Origin of the sequence: Variovorax cryoconiti, assembly GCF_051216395.1 — a bacterium.
Taxonomy (GTDB): Bacteria; Pseudomonadota; Gammaproteobacteria; order Burkholderiales; family Burkholderiaceae_C; genus Variovorax.
This window is the reverse complement of the sequence record NZ_JBPJZI010000004.1, coordinates 1-17,458: the sequence shown is the minus strand read 5'-3', so window position 1 is coordinate 17,458 and position 17,458 is coordinate 1. Positions and strand designations below refer to the sequence as shown.

14 protein-coding genes are annotated in these 17,458 nt (G+C 68.3%); 4 read left to right on the top strand and 10 right to left on the bottom strand.

The window, feature by feature from the left end; genetic code table 11:
• Positions 1-38: 38 nt before the first annotated feature.
• The 4 genes from gorA to ACSFA2_RS11780 all read right to left on the bottom strand — a co-directional run bounded on the left by gorA (position 39) and on the right by ACSFA2_RS11780 (position 5,232).
• Positions 39-1,403, bottom strand: coding sequence for a glutathione-disulfide reductase (gene gorA, locus ACSFA2_RS11795; RefSeq protein ID WP_435455527.1), 1,365 nt, complete (start codon positions 1,401-1,403; stop codon positions 39-41).
• 66 nt (positions 1,404-1,469) lie between these two features.
• Entirely contained in the window at positions 1,470-3,422 is a 1,953-nt protein-coding gene (locus tag ACSFA2_RS11790; RefSeq protein ID WP_435455526.1) for a TRAP transporter large permease, read from the bottom strand.
• Positions 3,419-4,039 carry a TRAP transporter small permease subunit gene (locus tag ACSFA2_RS11785; RefSeq protein ID WP_435455525.1) on the bottom strand — a complete coding sequence of 207 codons (621 nt, stop codon included), beginning with the start codon at positions 4,037-4,039 and terminating at the stop codon, positions 3,419-3,421. The genes ACSFA2_RS11790 and ACSFA2_RS11785 overlap by 4 nt, the downstream gene beginning before the upstream one ends.
• 80 nt (positions 4,040-4,119) lie before the next feature.
• The gene (locus tag ACSFA2_RS11780; RefSeq protein WP_435455524.1) at positions 4,120-5,232 is read right to left on the bottom strand and encodes a TRAP transporter substrate-binding protein; all 1,113 of its coding nucleotides are present in this window, start codon (positions 5,230-5,232) and stop codon (positions 4,120-4,122) included.
• 177 nt (positions 5,233-5,409) lie between these two features.
• Here ACSFA2_RS11780 and ACSFA2_RS11775 point away from each other — a divergent pair, with 177 nt between their 5' ends.
• Entirely contained in the window at positions 5,410-5,832 is a 423-nt protein-coding gene (locus tag ACSFA2_RS11775) for a rhodanese-like domain-containing protein (RefSeq protein WP_435455523.1), read from the top strand.
• A gap of 15 nt (positions 5,833-5,847) precedes the next feature.
• Here the strand turns inward: ACSFA2_RS11775 and lysM are convergent, their stop codons facing one another.
• Positions 5,848-6,318, bottom strand: a complete 471-nt coding sequence (gene lysM / locus ACSFA2_RS11770; protein WP_435455522.1) for a peptidoglycan-binding protein LysM — start codon at positions 6,316-6,318, stop codon at positions 5,848-5,850.
• A gap of 129 nt (positions 6,319-6,447) precedes the next feature.
• Between lysM and ACSFA2_RS11765 the strand changes: the two genes are divergently transcribed.
• Positions 6,448-7,221: a type III pantothenate kinase gene (locus ACSFA2_RS11765; RefSeq protein ID WP_435455521.1), complete on the top strand. Its 774-nt coding sequence runs from the start codon at positions 6,448-6,450 to the stop codon at positions 7,219-7,221.
• Positions 7,222-7,230: 9 nt separating this feature from the next.
• Here the strand turns inward: ACSFA2_RS11765 and ACSFA2_RS11760 are convergent, their stop codons facing one another.
• Genes ACSFA2_RS11760 through ACSFA2_RS11750 form a run of 3 tightly spaced genes read right to left on the bottom strand, consistent with a single transcriptional unit; the run spans position 7,231 to position 10,807 of the window.
• Positions 7,231-8,325 carry a M14 family metallopeptidase gene (locus tag ACSFA2_RS11760; protein WP_435455520.1) on the bottom strand — a complete coding sequence of 365 codons (1,095 nt, stop codon included), beginning with the start codon at positions 8,323-8,325 and terminating at the stop codon, positions 7,231-7,233.
• Positions 8,322-9,524 (bottom strand): M20 aminoacylase family protein, encoded by a 1,203-nt coding sequence (locus ACSFA2_RS11755; RefSeq protein ID WP_435455519.1) that lies wholly within the window; start codon positions 9,522-9,524, stop codon positions 8,322-8,324. Before ACSFA2_RS11755 ends, ACSFA2_RS11760 begins: the two co-directional genes overlap by 4 nt.
• Positions 9,525-9,580: 56 nt before the next feature.
• Positions 9,581-10,807: a glycerophosphodiester phosphodiesterase gene (locus ACSFA2_RS11750; protein ID WP_435455518.1), complete on the bottom strand. Its 1,227-nt coding sequence runs from the start codon at positions 10,805-10,807 to the stop codon at positions 9,581-9,583.
• Between the two features lie 101 nt (positions 10,808-10,908).
• On the opposite strand from ACSFA2_RS11750, the gene ACSFA2_RS11745 reads away from it, so the two are divergent.
• Both ACSFA2_RS11745 and ACSFA2_RS11740 read left to right on the top strand, forming a co-directional pair.
• Positions 10,909-12,141, top strand: a complete 1,233-nt coding sequence (locus ACSFA2_RS11745; RefSeq protein WP_435455517.1) for a M20/M25/M40 family metallo-hydrolase — start codon at positions 10,909-10,911, stop codon at positions 12,139-12,141.
• 16 nt (positions 12,142-12,157) lie between these two features.
• Positions 12,158-13,390, top strand: coding sequence for a DUF445 domain-containing protein (locus tag ACSFA2_RS11740; RefSeq protein WP_435455516.1), 1,233 nt, complete (start codon positions 12,158-12,160; stop codon positions 13,388-13,390).
• A 16-nt stretch (positions 13,391-13,406) separates the two neighbouring features.
• Here ACSFA2_RS11740 and ACSFA2_RS11735 read toward each other — a convergent pair whose 3' ends face one another.
• Both ACSFA2_RS11735 and ACSFA2_RS11730 read right to left on the bottom strand, forming a co-directional pair.
• The gene (locus ACSFA2_RS11735; RefSeq protein WP_435455515.1) at positions 13,407-15,155 is read right to left on the bottom strand and encodes a phospholipase D family protein; all 1,749 of its coding nucleotides are present in this window, start codon (positions 15,153-15,155) and stop codon (positions 13,407-13,409) included.
• Between the two features lie 87 nt (positions 15,156-15,242).
• Complete coding sequence (locus ACSFA2_RS11730; protein WP_435455514.1) at positions 15,243-17,141, bottom strand: ATP-binding cassette domain-containing protein; 1,899 nt, start codon at positions 17,139-17,141, stop codon at positions 15,243-15,245.
• Between the last annotated feature and the right edge of the window lie 317 nt (positions 17,142-17,458).

Here is a 17,458-nt window from a genome sequence, read left to right as displayed (position 1 = left end):
CGCCATTGTGCAGTGCGCCGAGGGCGCGCCGATGGCGCTCAGCCCGGCATCGGCTGCCGCATGGTGACGAACTCCTCGGCCACCGTCGGGTGGATGCCGATGGTCGTGTCGAAGTGCGCCTTGGTCGCGCCGGCGCGCATCGCGACCGCAAAGCCTTGCACCACCTCGCCGGCCTCGGGGCCGACCATGTGCAGCCCGACGACCCGGTCGCTGGCGGCATCGACGATCAGCTTCAAAAAGGTGCGCTCGTCGCGGCCCGAGAGCGTATGGCGCAGCGTCTTGAACTCGCTGCTGAAGAGCGTGACCTTGCCGTACTTCTTGCGCGCCTCGGCCTCGGTCAGTCCGCAGGTGCCGACGTTCGGGTGCGTGAAGACGGCGGTGGGCACATAGTCGTAGTCCACTTTGCGCTTGCCGTCGCCGAAGAGCGCATCGACCACGGCCATCGCCTCGGCCAGCGCGACCGGGGTGAGTTGCAGCTTGGTCGACACGTCGCCCAGCGCGTAGACCGAGGGCACGCTGCTGCGGTAGTGTGCGTCGACCTTCACCGCGCCGCGCTCGTCCAGCGCGACGCCGGCGGCCTCCAGGCACAGCCCCTCGGTGTTGGGCACGCGGCCGGTGGCGTAGAGCACGGTGTCAGCTTCCAGCTGCTGGCCGCGCGACAGCATCACGGCGAGCGGCGCGTCCTTGCCGCGGCTGGGCGCGACGGAGGCGACCTCGGCGTTGAGCCGGATGTCGACGCCCGCCTTGCCCATCTCGCGCGCCAGGAACACGCGCACGTCCTCGTCGAAGCTGTTCAGCAGGTGCGCCTGGCGCTGCACCAGCGTCACCTGGGCACCGAGCCCGTTGAAGATGGACGCGAACTCGCAGGCGATGTAGCCGCCGCCCACGATGACGAGCCGTTTCGGGAAGGTCGGCAGGTCGAACATCGCGTCGGACACCTGCACGTGCGCGCGGCCCGGCAGGTCGGGGACGAAGGGGCGACCGCCCGTCGCCACGAGGATGCGGCGCGCGGTGTGGCGCGACGTGCCGACCTTCACCGTGTGCGCATCCTCGAGGTGCGCCCAGCCGGTGACGAGCGTGACGCCGGCCGCGTCGAGCAGCCCGCCATAGATGCCGTTCAGGCGGTGGATCTCGCGGGCACGGTTCGCCTTCAGCACGTCCCAGTCGAAGCGCGCCTCGCCGAGCTGCCAGCCGTAGCCCGGCGCCTCCTCGAAGGCCTCGGCATAGCCGGCCGCGTAGCTGTAGAGCTTCTTGGGGATGCAGCCCACGTTGACGCAGGTGCCGCCCAGTTCGGCGGCCTCCGCCAGTGCCACGCGCGCGCCGCGCTGGGCCGCCATGCGCGCGGCGCGCACGCCGCCGCTGCCGCCGCCGATGACGAAGAGATCGAAGTCGTATGTGGGCATGTCGTGTTCCTTGCGTCGACTGTAGCCGGGCAAGGTGGCACGCGCTCGACGCCCGCAGCGCCTTGTTTATTTGTACAGCAACTGCGGCAGCCAGAGCCCGATCTGCGGCCAGATGTAAAGCAGCACGATCGCCAGCACCTGGATGCCCATGAACGGCAGCATGCCCAGGAAGATCTGGTTCAGCGTCACATGCGGCGGACTCACCCCTTTCAGGTAGAAGGCGGCCATCGCCACTGGTGGCGACAGAAACGCCGTCTGCAGGTTCAGCGCCACCAGCAGGCCGAAGAACAGCGGGTCGACCCCGAAGTTGTCCAGCAGCGGAATGAAGATCGGCATGAAGATCACGATGATCTCGGTCCACTCCAGCGGCCAGCCCAGCACGAAGATGATCACCTGGCTCAGGATCAGGAACTGCACCTTGCTGAGGTTCATGCCCAGCACCCACTCCTCCACCAGCGCCTGCCCGCCGAGCAGCGCGAACGCGGCCGAGAAGATGGCCGAGCCGACGAACAGCCAGCAGACCATGGCCGAGGTCTTGGCAGTGAGGAACACCGACTCCTTCAGCACGTTCATCGTGAGCCGCCGGTAGGCCGCGGCCAGCAGGAAGCCACCGAGTGCGCCCATCGCAGCGGCCTCGGTGGGGGTCGCCAGCCCGAGCACGATCGAGCCGAGCACCGAGAGGATCAGGATCATCAGCGGGAAGAACGACGCCAGCAGCATCTTGAAGATCTCGAGCCGCGCGAAGCTGAGGAACAGATAGAACAGCGTCGTCAGCGCGCCAGCCACCGCGAAGCAGACCCACCACCAGGTCGGCGCCGGGCGCTGCGTGGCGGCAGCCGGGGTGCTGTCGGCCGCGGTCGCAGCGACGGGCGCGGCTGTCGGCGCTGGCGCTGCGCCGGGCGGCTCCTGCACGGCGCCGCCGCTGTCGACCGGCGGCTCGGCCAGGCCGCCGCCTTCGGACGGTGGCTCCGCGAGCCCGCCCGACTCAACGGGGGGCTCCGCCAGTCCGCCGCTGTCGGCGTCGCTGTTGTTGCTGCGGGAGGCGCCGATTTCCTGGATGTCGTAGACCGCTTCGGCATTGACGGTGGTCACGGCGCGGTAGCTGGTCACCGCCAGCAGGGCGAACAGCAGGCCGGGCAGCAGCACGATGCCGAGCTGGCGCAGCAGGTGCCCGGTGGGCACGTCGGCATTGCGCTTGCCCTTCAAGGCCGACATCAGTGCGGCCAGCGCGTGCGCGCCCGAATCGGCGGTGAGCCGACGGGTGAGCGGCGGCAGCGGCACCATGCGGTCTGCTGCGGAGAGCGGCGGCGCCCAGGCCGGCTTGAGCTTGGCGACGATGATCACGTACACCACGTAGAGCGACGCCAGCATCAGGCCGGGGAAGAAGGCACCCGCATAGAGCTGCACCACCGACACGCCCGCCGTGGCGCCATAGACGATCAACAGCACCGAGGGCGGAATCAGGATGCCGAGGCAACCGCCCGCCGTGATGGCGCCCGCGGCCAGCGGAATGCTGTAGCCCGCGCGCAGCATGGCCGGCAGCGCCAGCAGCCCCATCAGCGTGACCACCGCGCCGACGATGCCGGTGGCCGTGGCGAAGATGGTGCAGGTCACCAGCGTGGCTACGGCCAGCGCGCCCGGGAGCCGGGCCATCGCGAGATGCAGGCTCTTGAAGAGCGTCTCGATCAGGTTGGCGCGCTCCACCAGGTAGCCCATGAAGACGAACAGCGGCACCGCGATCAGCACGTCGTTGGCCATGGTCTTGTAGGCCGCCTGCACCATCAGGTCGAGCGTGCGTGTGATGTCCCGGTTGTAGGCGAACCAGGTGAAGATCATCCCCATGCCCATCAGCGTGAAGGCGGTCGGGAAGCCGAGCATGATCGCCACCACCACGAGCGACAGCATCAGCAGGCCGAGATGGCCGTCGGTGATGGTCTCCACGCGCAACAGCAGCACCGCCACGGCGATGACGATGAGGGCCATGAAGCCGAGGCCGAACCAGAATTCGCGGCGGATCATCGCTGCGCCTCCTTGGCGACCACCACGGCATCGAGCGCCTGGATCTCGGCATCGTCGACGTTGACCATCTTCTTCAGCTGGTCAACGTCGACTTCCTCCACGTCCTGCTCGCGCGAAGGCCAGGTGCCGGTCTGGATGCACTGGATGCAGCGCACGATCTCGGCGAAGCCCTGGATCAGCAGCGTGATGCCGGCCAGCGGAATCACGTACTTGAACGGGTACAGCGGCAGCGGCGTGGCCGAGAAGGTCTGTTCGCGGATGGCCAGCGATTCACCGGCATAGATCCAGCCGGCCCAGGTCAGCGCCACGATGCCGGGCAGAAAGAAGAGGATGTAGAGCGCGAGGTCGAAGATCGCCTGCGTGCGCTGCCGGAAGAAGCCGTACAGCACGTCGCCCCGCACGTGGCCGTTCTTCGAGAGCGTGTAGGCGCCAGCGGTCATGAACAGGGTGCCGTACAGCATGATCTGCGCGTCGAGCACCCACGCATGCGGTTCGTTGAGCGCATAGCGGGAGAACACCTCCCAGCTGATCAGCAGCGTGAGCAGGACCACGCACCAGGCGAAGGTCTTGCCGATCCAGGTCGAGAAACGGTCGACCGCCAACAGGAATGATTGCATCGAGAGCCCTCGCCGCGCGGGCGGCCAGCCACAGAAAAGGGGCGCCGGCAGCGGCGCCCCTTGGGAAGAAGCCAGTGCGTTCAGGCCTTCTTCGTCTTGCTGAAGTAATGGTTGTAGGCCATCTTGAAATCGACCGTGTAGTCGTTCTGCCACTGGCCGGCACGCTCGGCAAAGGCCCGCTGCGAATCGATCACCTTCTTGAACAGCGGGTTCTCGGCCGACTTCTTCGCCACCGTTTTGTCCCACGACGCGAGCTGCGCGCGCAGGATCGCATCGGGCGTCTTGTAGAACTTCACGCCGGCCTTCTTGAGCTCGATGTAGTCCTGCGAGTTGCGCTCGATCGCCTTCCAGCTCATGTCGGCGCTGGCGGCCTGCACACCGTAGTCGATGATGGCCTTGAGCTCGGGCGGCAGGGCCTTGAGCTTCGGGCCGTTGAACAGGATCTCGAACTGCTCGCCCGACTGGTGAAAGCTCTGCAACATGCAGTTCTTCGCGACGTCGGGAAAGCCCAGCACACGGTCGCTCGAGGCATTGTTGAACTCTGCCGCGTCGATCAGGCCGCGGTCGAGCGCCGGCACGATCTCGCCGCCGGGCAGCGGGTTCACGGCGGTGCCCATGTCGGTGAACACGTCGACCGCCAGGCCCACGGTGCGGAACTTGAGGCCCTTCATGTCCTCGACCTTCGCCACCGGCTTCTTGAACCAGCCGAGCGGCTGCGTCGGCATCGGGCCGTACAGGTAGGACACCACGTCGAGGTTCAGGCTCTTGTAGACCTCCTCGATCAGCGCCTTGCCGCCGCCGTAGTTGTGCCAGGCCAGCACCATGTTGGCGTCCATGCCGAAGCCCGGGCCCGAACCCCAGAGCGCCAGCGCCGAGTTCTTGCCGTACCAGTACGCGATCACGCCGTGGCCGCCATCGAGCGTGCCTTTGGCCACCGCGTCGAGCAGCTGGAAGGCCGGCACCACCGAGCCCGCGGGCAGCACCTCGATCTTCAGTCGGCTGCCCGCCATGTCGTTCACCTTCTTGGCGAAGTCCTGGGCGTACTCGTGGAAGATGTCCTTGGCGGGCCAGGTGCTCTGGAAGCGCAGCGTGCTGGTCTGCGCCATGCTGACCATCGGGGCGGCCATGGCGCCGGCCGCGACGGCGGCGCCCTTCAACAGACTGCGACGGCGATTCGGTGTTTGCTCGGTCATGCGTTTTGTCTCCGTTGTGGTGTCTGGAACATCCAGGCCGCCCATCTTTGGCATGTATCGATTCGTGACGCAGAGGGTTTTCACGCAGCGTCCAGAATTGAGGCGTCACACGCATGCCTCGCTTCTCTGAAGCGATGCCGACCGCTTCGATTAACCCCATGACGATTGAGGACTGAAATGACCCGAGCCGATGCCACCTTCACCCCGGCCGACGGCTACGCCGGCGACATCACCCCCGAGCAGGCCGCGCAGTGGGTGGCCACCGGCCAGGCGGTGCTGGTCGATGTCCGAAGCGACGCCGAGCGCGAGTGGGTGGGCTATGTGCCGGGCGCCGTGGCGCTGGCGTGGAAGCAGTGGCCGGGCATGGCGATGAACCCGGGCTTCGACGAGGGCCTGCATGCCGCGGTGCCGACCGGCGGCAAGGTCGTGCTGCTGTGCCGCAGTGGCGTGCGCTCGATCGCCGCTGCGAAGCGGGCGACCGAACTGGGCATCGAGGCCTACAACATCCTCGAAGGCTTCGAGGGCAACCCCGATGCGGACGGCCACCGCGGCCGCACGGGCGGGTGGCGCTTTCGCGGCCTGCCCTGGAAGCAGGCCTGAAAGCGCTGGCCCGGCTTACTTGAGCGAGGGAATGCGCAGCTTCTGGCCGGGGTAGATCTTGTCCGGATGCGTGAGCATCGGCTTGTTCGCTTCGAAGATCGCGTTGTACTTGTTGGCGTCGCCGTAGTACTTCTTCGAGATGGCTGACAGCGTGTCGCCGCGCACCACGTCGTGGTACTGGGCGGGCGGTGCCTCCGGCGCCACCAGGTTGTTGTCGACACTGGTCACGTTCGCCACGTTGCCGGCGGCCAGACTCGCCTTCTCGCTCGCCTCCTGCGATGGTGCCTTGCCCGACAGCGTGACCACGCCGGTAGCACCCGCGTAGGCGACGCTCAGCTCGGTGAGGCCGAGGTTCTGGGTCTCGATGTAGGTCTTGATGGCGGCCGAGGCCGCCGTGTCGGGGTTGGCGCCCGGCTCGGCCGCGTGCGCCGACGAACCGCCGAACAGTTTCTCTCCCGCTTCCTTGATGAAACTCAGCAGACCCATGGTTGTGCTCCTTCGTGTGGTGATGAAGGTGCACTGTAAGCAGGCCCGCCGCACCGAGGCGTAGGCGCCGGGCGCATGCTTGCAAGCAAGGGTAAGCACACGCGCCGACAAACTCGCAAATAATCCGGCATGACCTTCCTCGCCATCGACATCGGCAACACGCGGCTCAAGTGGGCGCTTTATGCAGCGGGGCAACCGGGCGCCGAACTGCTGGCAAGCGGCGCCGAATTCCTCGACCACATCGAGCGCCTGGCCGAAGGCGCGTGGTCCGAGCTGCCGTCGCCCACGGCCATGCTTGGCTGCGCGGTGGCGGGCGATGCAGTGCGGCGCCGCGCCGAGGAGCAGGTGTTCGAACGCTTCGATTGCCCGGCGCGCTGGGTGGTGTCGAGCGCCGCCGAAGCCGGCGTGACCAACGGCTACGACCATCCCACGCGCCTGGGCGCCGACCGCTGGGTCGCGATGATCGGCGCGCGCCACCGCATGCTGTCGCAAGGGCCGGCGCGGCCGATGGTGGTCGTGATGATCGGCACCGCGGTCACGGTCGAGGCCATCGATGTGCATGGCAAGTTCCTCGGCGGCCTGATCCTGCCGGGCCACGGCATCATGCTGCGCGCGCTGGAGTCGGGCACCGCCGGCCTGCACGTGCCGACCGGCGAGGTGCGAGACTTCCCGACCAACACCAGCGACGCGCTCACCAGCGGCGGCACGTATGCCATCGCCGGCGCCGTTGAGCGCATGCGCCAGCACGTCAGGGCGCATTGCGGCACGGAGCCCGCCTGCTACATGACCGGCGGTGCCGGCTGGAAGATGGCGCCGTCGATGGTGAGCCCCTTCGAGCTGGTCGACGGGCTCATCATGGACGGGCTGCTGGTGATCGCCGAGGCGCGCGCGGCAGCCATCTGACGGTGAGGCTCAGGCCTTCGACAGGCCATCCACGGCCTGGAACATCGCCTGGCGCGCCTGGCTGATGACCTGGCCCTTCCAGATGTCGGTGTCGGTGTAGAACGCATCGCGCATGCGGGCCTGGATCGCTTCCGCCAGCTCCGGCGCCGCGTCCGGGTGCTTGTGGAGCCAGTGGTCGGCGCGCAGCGCGCCCATCACCGAGAGGATCGGTTCCGTCCCGTATTCGAGCGCGATGCCGGTGTATGCGGCCTGCGGGCATTCCTCGTCGATCGCACCGCACATCAGGCCGGTGAGCAGCGCCGAGGTGGACGAGCCGTCGTAGATCGACGTCACCGCCGTCTCGCCGCCCCACCAGGCGTTCGCCCGCGCATAGGCCGCCGCGTCGTCGCGTCCGGCGAAGATGCGCTCGCCGTGCCCGTTCGGGCCGAGGCCGGTGTGCAGGTCGATCCAGGCGAGCGCCGCCGCCTTCTGCGCATGCTTTTGCAGCACCTGCCGCAGGGTGCGGTTGCTCCAGGTCGGCGCCTTGCCGCCGAAGAAGAGGCCGTCATTGAACTGGTACTGGCCGCCGGAGATGGCGGCCTGGTAGGCCGGCACGCCATGCGACGCGATCCAGCCATCGATCTCGGCCTGGTTCCTGGGCGAAGGCGGCCAGGCCTGGGGCAGCAGCAGGGGGTGCAGCTCGGCATAGGCCGCGTTGACCGGCAGCGGCTGCGTGAAGTCCATGAAGTTGCGGTTGAGGTCGACGTTCTCCTGCGTCACGCGCCGGCCGTACGAGAAGCCGTGCGGATTCAGCGCGTGCACGTAGAGCACGCCCACGCCGGACGCGCGCGCCATCTCGCGCCACTCGATGTCGTGCAGCGCAAACACCTGCACGCCGCTGCCGCAATGGCCCTCGATGCCGTGGCAGGCACTGGTTACCAGGAGCAGCTGCCGCGCGTCGGCCGGACCGTCGTAGGCGACGTCCATCGCCAGGTCTTCGCCGTCGCGGCCCTTCAGCGGATGCGGGTGCGTCTCGACCGTGAGGCCTGCGGCGACGCAGCCCTGCAGGAACTTGCGGCGCGCCAGCGCGTAGCTCGGCGAGAAGGCCTCGACGACGCCGATCACACGCCGGTCCTGCCGGGCTTGAGGAACTGCTCGGCCAGTTCGACCCAGCAGGTCGCGCCCAGCGGGATCAGGTCGTCGTTGAAGTCGTAGCTGGCGTTGTGCAGCGTGCACGGGCCGCCGCCGTGGTGCATGTCGCGGTGCGCGCCGTCGCCGTTGCCGATGAAGGCGTAGGCGCCGGGCTTGGCCAGCAGCATGAAGGAGAAGTCCTCCGCCGTCATCGCGGCCTCCTGCGGCAGCACGTTGTCGGCGCCGACGATGCCGGCCATCACGTCGCGGGCAAAGTTGGCCTCGGCGGCGCTGTTGATGGTCGGCGGGTAGTTGCGGTGGAAGTAGAAGTCGACCTCGGTGTCGTGGGCCGCGCCGATGTGCTCGGCGATCTGCTTCATGCGGCGCTCGATCAGGTCGAGCACCTCGAGGGAGAAGGTGCGCACCGTGCCCTGCAGCTCGCAGGTGTCGGGGATCACGTTGGTGGCCTCGCCGGCGTGGATCATCGTGACCGAGATCAGGCCGGTGTCGGTCGGCTTCTTGTTGCGCGTGAGGATGGTCTGGAAGGCCTGCACCATTTCGCAGGCGACCGGCACCGGGTCGATGCCGGTGTGCGGCAGCGCGGCGTGGCCGCCCTTGCCGTGAATGGTGATCTTGAACTCGTTGCTCGACGCCATCGCCGGGCCGGGGCTCACGGCGAACTGGCCGGCCTTCATGCCGGGCCAGTTGTGCATGCCGTAGACCGCGTCCATCGGAAATTTCTCGAACAGGCCGTCCGCGATCATCTCGCGTGCGCCGCCGCCGCCTTCTTCCGCCGGCTGGAAGATCAGGTACACGGTGCCGTCGAAGTTGCGGTGCTTGGCCAGGTGCTGGGCCGCGGCCAGCAGCATGGCGGTGTGACCGTCATGGCCGCAGGCGTGCATCTTGCCCTGGTGCTGGCTGGCGTGCGCGAAGGTGTTGAGCTCGGTCACCGGCAGCGCGTCCATGTCAGCGCGCAGGCCGATGGCGCGGGTGCCGGTGCCGTTTTTCACGATGCCGACCACGCCGGTGGTGCCGAGGCCGCGGTGGATCGGGATGCCCCACTCGGTCAGCTTGGCCGCGACGATGTCGGCGGTGCGGACTTCCTGGAAGCAGAGTTCGGGGTGGGCATGCAGGTCGCGTCGGATCGACGCGATGCCGGCAGCCTGGGTAACGAGCGAATCGATGAGTTTCATAGGCACAGTCTAGGCGGGGCTGGCGATGCCCGCAAAGACCGTGCCCATGCGGTAGTTCAGCGTCCGGTTTCCTTCAGCCAGGCGGCCCGTGCGGCCAGGGCGGTGTCGGTGAAATCGGTGAAGACGCCGTCCACGCCCAGGCGGTAGAAGGCGATGTACTCGTTCTTCGGGTCGCCCTGGTAATCGCGGGCCAGTCGGCGCGACTCGTTGCGGAAGGTGAAGGGGTGCACGAAGAGGCCGGCCCGATGCGCGTCGGCCACCAGCGTGGTGGGCACGGTCGAGGTGGCGTCGGCGTCGTTGATCTTGCCGTCGGCGTTGATGTCGACCGGCTTGCCGTCGGCGCCGATCGTGCCCTTGACGCTCACGATGTAGCGCTTCCACGGGCCGATGCCGTCGGCGTAGGTGGCGATCTCCGCCAGGCCGGCGGGCGTCACCATCACGTCGAAGTTGCGCTTGTCGCCCGCCTTGGTCCATTCGTAGGGGCGGTCGACCGGCACCGCATAGGTCATGGCGCCGGTGCGCATGTCGATGCCGTCGCCGTCGATCAGCTGGATCAGCTTGGTCTTCAGGCCGGCCGCCTTCATGCGCTTGAGGCTGCCCGGCTCGAACGACTGCACGTAGACCGGCGCGCTTTTGCTGTTCCAGCCTGCGGCCTCCAGGATGGCGACGAGCTTCTCCTCGAGCGGCAGGCCCAGGTCGCGGAACCAGGTCGGGTTCTTGGTCTCGGGGTAGATCGCGATGGTGCGGCCGGTCTCGCGCGACTTGGCTTTGGCCAGGTCGACCACTTCCTGGAAGGTCGGCACCTTGAAGCGGCCGTTGAACTGCTGCGGCCGCTCGGCGTCGGTCGAGGTGGCGCCCAGGGTGCGCAGTTCGGCCAGGGTGAAGTCCTGCACGAACCAGCCGGTCTGCGTCTCGCCGTCGACCTGGATCGTCTTCTTGCGCGACGCGAACTCCGGGTGCCTGGCCACGTCGGTGCTGATCGCCAGGTTGGGGTCGTGCCGGGTGACCAGCACGCCGTCTTGGGTCGACAGCAGGTCCATCTCGATCACGTCGGCGCCCAGTTCGATGGCACGGGCATAGGCTTCCAGCGTCTCTTCCGGCAGCTGGCCGGAGGCGCCGCGGTGCGCCACCACCAGTGGCGGCTTGCCATCGAGCGTCGGCAGGGCGGCCGGCGTGCCCGGCGTGGTGCACGCGGCCAGGCCGAGCGTGGCAAGCACCGACAGGGCCCACCACGGGGCGGGGCGAAGGGTCCGTGTGAGGCGGTCGCGGGTTGAAGGCGTCATGGCGTGATCCCGGTGGTATTGAACGAATGGCCAGCCTACACCGAGCCGATGACAGACGGCCAGGCGGACCGCCCGCGCGAACTTCCGGGGACAATGGCCGCATGTCACTTGTCCTTTCCGCCCGCAGCCTCGAGCTGGCCCAGACCCTGGTGCGCATGAACACGGTCAGCGCCAACAGCAACCTCGAACTGATCGGCTTCGTGCGCGACCAGCTTGCCGCGCTCGGCGTGCGCAGCCGCCTGACCTACAACGCCGACAAGACCAAGGCGAACCTGTTCGCCACGCTCGGCGCCGGCAAGCGCAGCGGCATCATCCTGTCGGGCCACACCGACACGGTGCCCTGGGATGGGCAGGACTGGCGCATCGACCCGCTGTCGGCGATGGTGCAGCACTGGCCTTCCGAAGGCGGCGGCCCGGTGCCGGCCGGCCCGCATGACGAGCTCGCCGCCCTGGGCAGCCCGCGCCTGTACGGCCGCGGCGCCGCCGACATGAAGGGCTTCATCGCCGTGGCGCTGGCGAACGCCGAGGCCTTCCTGGAAAGCAACGCGCCCTTCGCGGTGCACTTCGCCTTCAGCTACGACGAGGAGGTGGGCTGCTTCGGCGTTCGCGAGCTGATCGCCGACATGAAGGAACAGAACATCCAGCCGATGGCCTGCATCATCGGCGAGCCCACCAACATGGTGCCGGCCATCGCCCACAAGGGCGTGTACCGCTACCGCTGCTGCGTGCGCGGCAAGGAGGCGCATTCGTCGCTCACGCCGCAGTCGGTCAATGCGATCGAGATGGCGGCCCGCGTGGTCGGCAAGGTGCGCGACATGGCCGAAGACTTCGAGCAGAACGAGCGGCGTTACGACGGCTTCGACGTGCCTTTCAGCACCGCCAGCGTCGGCCAGTTCCACGGCGGTATCGCCGACAACGTGGTGCCGCGCGATGCCGAGTTCCGCTACGAATTCCGCAACCTGCCGACCGCCGACGCGCAGCAGATGCAAAAGGAAGTGCTGGCCTACGCCGGCCGGCTCGAAGGCCCGATGAAGAAGGTCGCACCCGACACCGGCTTCCGCTTCGAGACGATCTGCGAGGTGCCCAGCTTCCTCGGCTCGGCCACCGACCCGATCACGAAGCTGGCGCAGCGCCTGTCGGGCGAGCAGGGCACCACGCTGGTGGCCTTCGGCACCGAGGCGGGGCTGTTCAAGGGCGCGGGCATCCCGACCGTGGTGTGCGGTCCCGGCAGCATCACCCAGGCGCACCAGCCCGACGAGTACGTGACGCTCGAGCAGCTGGCGCGCTGCGAGGTCTTCCTGCGGGGCCTGGCCCACACGCGCAGCCTGCCGTGAGGCGCGCCGGGTTCCGATGACCGCGATGAAGCGCGTCGCGCTCGGCCTGCTGTGTGGCGCCGCGGTGCTGTACGGCGTGGCCCATGCGCTGGAGGCGCGGCACCCGGCCTGGGGTTATGTCGCGGCTTTCGCCGAAGCGGCCATGGTCGGCGCCATCGCCGACTGGTTCGCGGTGGTGGCGCTGTTCCGGCATCCGCTGGGCCTGCCGATTCCGCACACGGCCATCATCCCGGCCAACAAGGACCGCATCGGCGCCAAGCTGGCCGGCTTCATCCTCGACAACTTCCTGAGCACGCCGCAGGTGCTGGCCAAGCTGCGCGAGTTCGACCCGGCGACGCGCCTGGCGAACTGGCTGGCCGCGCCCGCGCATGGCGAGCGCCTGGGCCAGCATGCGGTGGCTGCGGTGCGCTACGGCCTGAGCGCCTTCGACGACGAGCGGGCGCGCGCCTTCGTCGGGCGCGCCGCAGCCGCCGGGCTGGCGCAGGTCGACGTGTCGCGCCTGCTGGGCCAGTCGCTGGACGCGCTCACCGCCGGCGGGCGGCACCAGGCGCTGCTCGACGACGTGCTGACGCAGGTGGCCGAGGTGATGCAGGGCGAGACGGTGCAGGAGCACATCACCGAGGCGATCGCGCGCGAGATCAAGACGCTGCGCTATGTCGGGCTCGACCAGGTGGCCGCCCGCGCCGCGACGCGCAAGATCGTGTCGGCTCTGGTGCACACGCTGGGCGACGTGGCGGCCGAACCGGGCCACCCGCTGCGGCTGCGCTTCGACGGCTTCATGGCGGACTTCGTCGAGCGCCTGAAATCGGACCCCGAGTTCTACGCGCGCGGTGAGACGATCCGCGCCGAACTGCTGGCGCACCCGGCGCTCACCGACTACCTGCACGGCCTGTGGGACACGCTGCTGGCCTGGCTGCACGACGACCTGGCGCGCGACGATTCGACCATCCGCCGGCGCATCGCCACGCTGGCCGGCTCCATGGGCGAGCGGCTGCAGCAAGACGAAGCCTTCCGCCGCTGGATCAACGAGCAGATCACCGAGGCCGCGCCGGTGGCGATCGCCCGCTACCGCGAGGACATCCGGCGCTACATCGTCGAGCGGGTCGCGCAATGGAACGCAGAGGAGATGACGGACGAACTGGAGCGCCACATCGGCCGCGACCTGCAGTTCATCCGCGTCAACGGCACGCTGGTGGGCGGGTTGGTGGGGCTGCTGATCCACACCGTGACGCAAGCGCTGGCGGCCTGACGCCGGCGCCGTCCAGCTACAGCAATTCGTCGGGCGCGAGCGGGCCGACCAGCCTGAGCAGCAGGCGAAGGCCGACGCTGGTATCCGGCTCGGTGCGGGCGTCCGCCAGGCCGCTGCCCGGTGGCGCACGCCAGACAAGGCCGCCATCGGCCTGCTCGACATGCCAGGCACCGGTCTGCACGACCTCGTCGATCTGCGCGATCGCGGCGCGCGACAGCTCGACGCTGCGGATCAGCAGGGCCAGCTCGGTGTTCTGCAGCTGCGAGCGCAGGTCCAGGTTCATCGAGCCGACCACCAGCAGCCGACCGTCCATCACCAGCACCTTGGAGTGCAGCATCGAGCGCGATTCGCCGGTGGCGCTCGCACCGGAGGCGCCGAGGGCGCTGCCCACGCTCGCCTGCTCGCTGCGCATTTCGTACAGCTCGACCCCCATGTGCAGCAGTTCTTCGCGATGCCGCGCATAGCCGACATGCGCGATGGGCGCGTCGTTGGAGGCCAGCGAGTTGGTCAGCACGCGCACCCGGACGCCACGTGCGCGGGCGGCGGCGAAGGCGCGCTTCATGTCCGGGCCGGGGACGAAGTAGGGCGAGATGATGGTCAGGTCTTTCTGGGCCTGGTCGATCAGCTGCAGCAGGCCCGACACCACGGTCTCGCCGCCGTCCGCGCTCGCCGAGGCGTCTTCCAGCGCCGACAGGCGGCGGGCGCCCTCGGCGCTGCGGGCCTGCGTCACCACCAGCGCGGGGGCGGGCGATGTGTCCGGCGGGCTGTCCGATTCGGCGGCGATCTTGGCGGGCTTGTCGGCCAGCATCACGGCCGGCGCCCAGACGAACGTGACCGTGCGCAGGTCGAGCGGTTTCTCGTCCCAGGCGGCGGCGCGCTGGGCGTCCGTCGGCCCCGCGTCGGACGGCCGCGGCTCGCCGTCCGGCGGTTGGGCGCCGTCGGCGTTGCTGGCTCGCTCGCGCTGCGCGGCGGCGGCCGTGCGCACCCGGTCGCGAATCTGGAGCAGTTCCTCGCGCTTGACCAGTGACTGCACGGGGTAGGCGCGCTCGTTGTTCCAATAGCTGTCGAAGCTGCGCGACATGTCCTGCACGATCGGGCCGGCGGCGAGCACGTCGACGTCGACGAAGTTGCCGGTCTGCGCGATGCCGAAATAGGCGTCGCCCAGGTTGCGGCCGCCGGTCACGCCCATGGCGTTGTCCGCGATGAAGAGCTTGTTGTGCATGCGCTGCTGCACCCGGTCGAAGTCACCGAGGGCGTTGAACATGCGCCCCACGGACGAGCCGCGCGCACCGGCCACCGGGTTGAACATGCGCATCTCGATGTTCGGTTCGAAGGCCAGCTGCATGACCAGCGCATTGCGGCCGGTGCTGTGGAAGTCGTCGAGCAGCACCCGCACGCGCACGCCGCGCCGGGCCGCGTCGACCAGGCCGCGCAGCAGCCGGCCGGTGCTTGCGTCGGCATGGATGGCGTAGTACTGGAGGTCGAGCGTTTTCTGGGCGCCTTCGATCAGCGCGAGTCGGCTGCCATAGGCGGCGGCGGGTCCATTGAGAAGCACGAAGCCCGTGTCGAAGCGGGCCCGTTCCGCCCCGCGCCGTTGCTGCACCAGGGCGCCCAGCGGGGTGTCGGCCGGTGTGGCGAGGGCGTTGGAGACGGGGCGCTCCACGTCCTTGGGCAGTTGGGCGCAGCCCACCGCCAGGAACAGCGGAAGCAGCAGCGCCAGTGCGCCGGTGCGAAGGTGGCGAGTGAAGGCGCGAGAAGACGGCATGCGGTGGGTTCGGCTGTGGAGAGGCTGTGGGTATAGCGCAAGCCGCCCGCCGCCATCGTCGGACGGCAGCCGACGATGCGCCGGCTTTCAGCGCGTGGCGCCGAGCGCTTCCTGCCGTTCGAGCGCAGCGAGCAGTTCCTCGTCGATGCGGGCGTGGCGCTCGGCCAGCGCCGCGGCGTGGGTCGCGTCGCTCGCGTAGATGGCGCCGCCATCGAGCGCCAGCGTCTCGTTGATGCGTTGCTGCTCTTCTTCCAGCGCGGCGATGGTGGTCGGCAGCGCATCGAGTTCGCGCTGCTCCTTGTAGCTGAGCTTCTTGCGGGCGGCGACGGGGCGGGTGTCGGCCGCCGCGGGCATTGCCGGCACCGGCGCGGCCGCTACAGGCGGTGCGGCAGCCGCGCGCTGCTCGGCGATCTCGCGGGCGCGCTTGGACTGGGTGAGCCAGTCCTGCACGCTGCCTTCGTACTCGCGCCAGTGGCCGTCGCCCTCGTAGGCGATGGTGCTGGTCACGACGTTGTCCAGAAAGGTCCGGTCATGGCTGACCAGGAACACGGTGCCGTCGTAGCTTTGGAGCAGGTCTTCGAGCAGCTCGAGGGTGTCGATGTCCAGGTCGTTGGTGGGCTCGTCGAGCACCAGCACGTTGGCCGGCCGCGCGAAGAGGCGGGCCAGCAGCAGCCGGTTGCGCTCGCCGCCGCTGAGGGAGCGCACGGGCGAGTTGGCACGGGCCGGGGAGAAGAGGAAGTCGCCCAGGTAGCTCTTCACATGCTTGCGCTGCTTGCCGATCTCGATCCACTCGCTGCCGGGGCTGATGAAGTCTTCCAGCGTGGCGTCGAGATTCAGCGCCTCGCGCATCTGGTCGAAATAGGCGACCTGCAGGTTGGTGCCGCGGCGGATCTTGCCGCTGTCGGGTTCGAGCTGGCCGAGGATGAGCTTCAGCAGGGTGGTCTTGCCCGCGCCGTTGGGGCCGAGCAGGCCGATCTTGTCGCCGCGCAGGATGGTGCCGCTGAAGTTGCGGATCACGGTCTTCGGCCCGAAGGATTTGGTCGCTTCGGTGAGTTCGGCGACGATCTTGCCGCTCGACTGGCCGCTGGCCACGTCCATGTTGACGCTGCCCTGTACCTCGCGCCGCGCGGAGCGGCTGGCACGCAGTGCCTCCAGGCGGCCGATGCGGCTCTGGCTCCGGGTGCGGCGGGCTTCCACGCCCTTGCGGATCCAGATCTCTTCTTGCGCCAGCAGCTTGTCTGCTTTGGCGCTGATCACCGCTTCCTGGGCGAGTTGCTCTTCCTTCTGCAAGAGATATTGCGCGAAGTTGCCGGGGTAGGAGTTCAGCTTGCCCCGGTCCAGCTCGACGATGCGGGTGGCGACGCGGTCGAGAAAGCTCCGGTCGTGGGTGATCGTGATGACGCTGCCCTTGAAGTCGATCAGCAGTTCTTCCAGCCACTCGATGGAATCGAGGTCCAGGTGGTTGGTCGGCTCGTCGAGCAGCAGGACGTCCGGGGCCGCCACCAGGGCCTGTGCCAGCGCCACGCGTTTGCGCGTACCGCCGGAAAGCGATCCGACGCGCGCATCGCGGTCCAGATGAAGGCGATGCAGCGTCTCTTCCACGCGCTGCTCCCAGTTCCAGGCATCGAAGGCCTCGATCTGAGACTGAAGCGCGTCCAGATCCAGACCCTCCGCACCCGAGAGGTAGAGGTCCCGCACGGCGATGACCGGTGCGAGCCCGGCACTGGCGGCGGTAAACACGTCCGCATCCATGTCCAGTACCGGCTCCTGTGCCACGTAAGCGACGCGCAGGTTCTGCTGCAACTGCAGGGTGCCATCGTCCGTCTTCTCCAGGCCCCCCAGGATCTTGAGGAGCGACGACTTGCCGGCCCCATTGCGGCCGATGAGACCGATACGCTCCGAGGCGAGAAGAGAGAAGTCCGCATGATTAAGCAGCGGGACGTGACCGAACGCGAGTTGTGCGTCGAGGAGTGTGATGAGTGCCATGTGGCACCGATTATCCAAGGGGCGCCAAGCACGGCGAGCGGCCGTCCAGATAGGGCGGCGGGTGCTGAACCTCAAATTTTCTTGCGGGGGGACTTGTCGAGTCGAAACCTTGGCATATACTCGTGGGCTTCGCTCAACACGCACAGCAGATGCTGAGTGTCAGCAAGACAGGCCGCAAGGCCTGTCACGCAGAGCGAAGAAAGAGCCAGAAAAAAGTTGACGAGGTTGCCAAAACCGAGTCATAATCGAAGGCTCCGCTGAAACGGATTCGCAGTATCTCTTCACTGAGGTTCTGGCAAACGAAGAAGTTGAAAGCG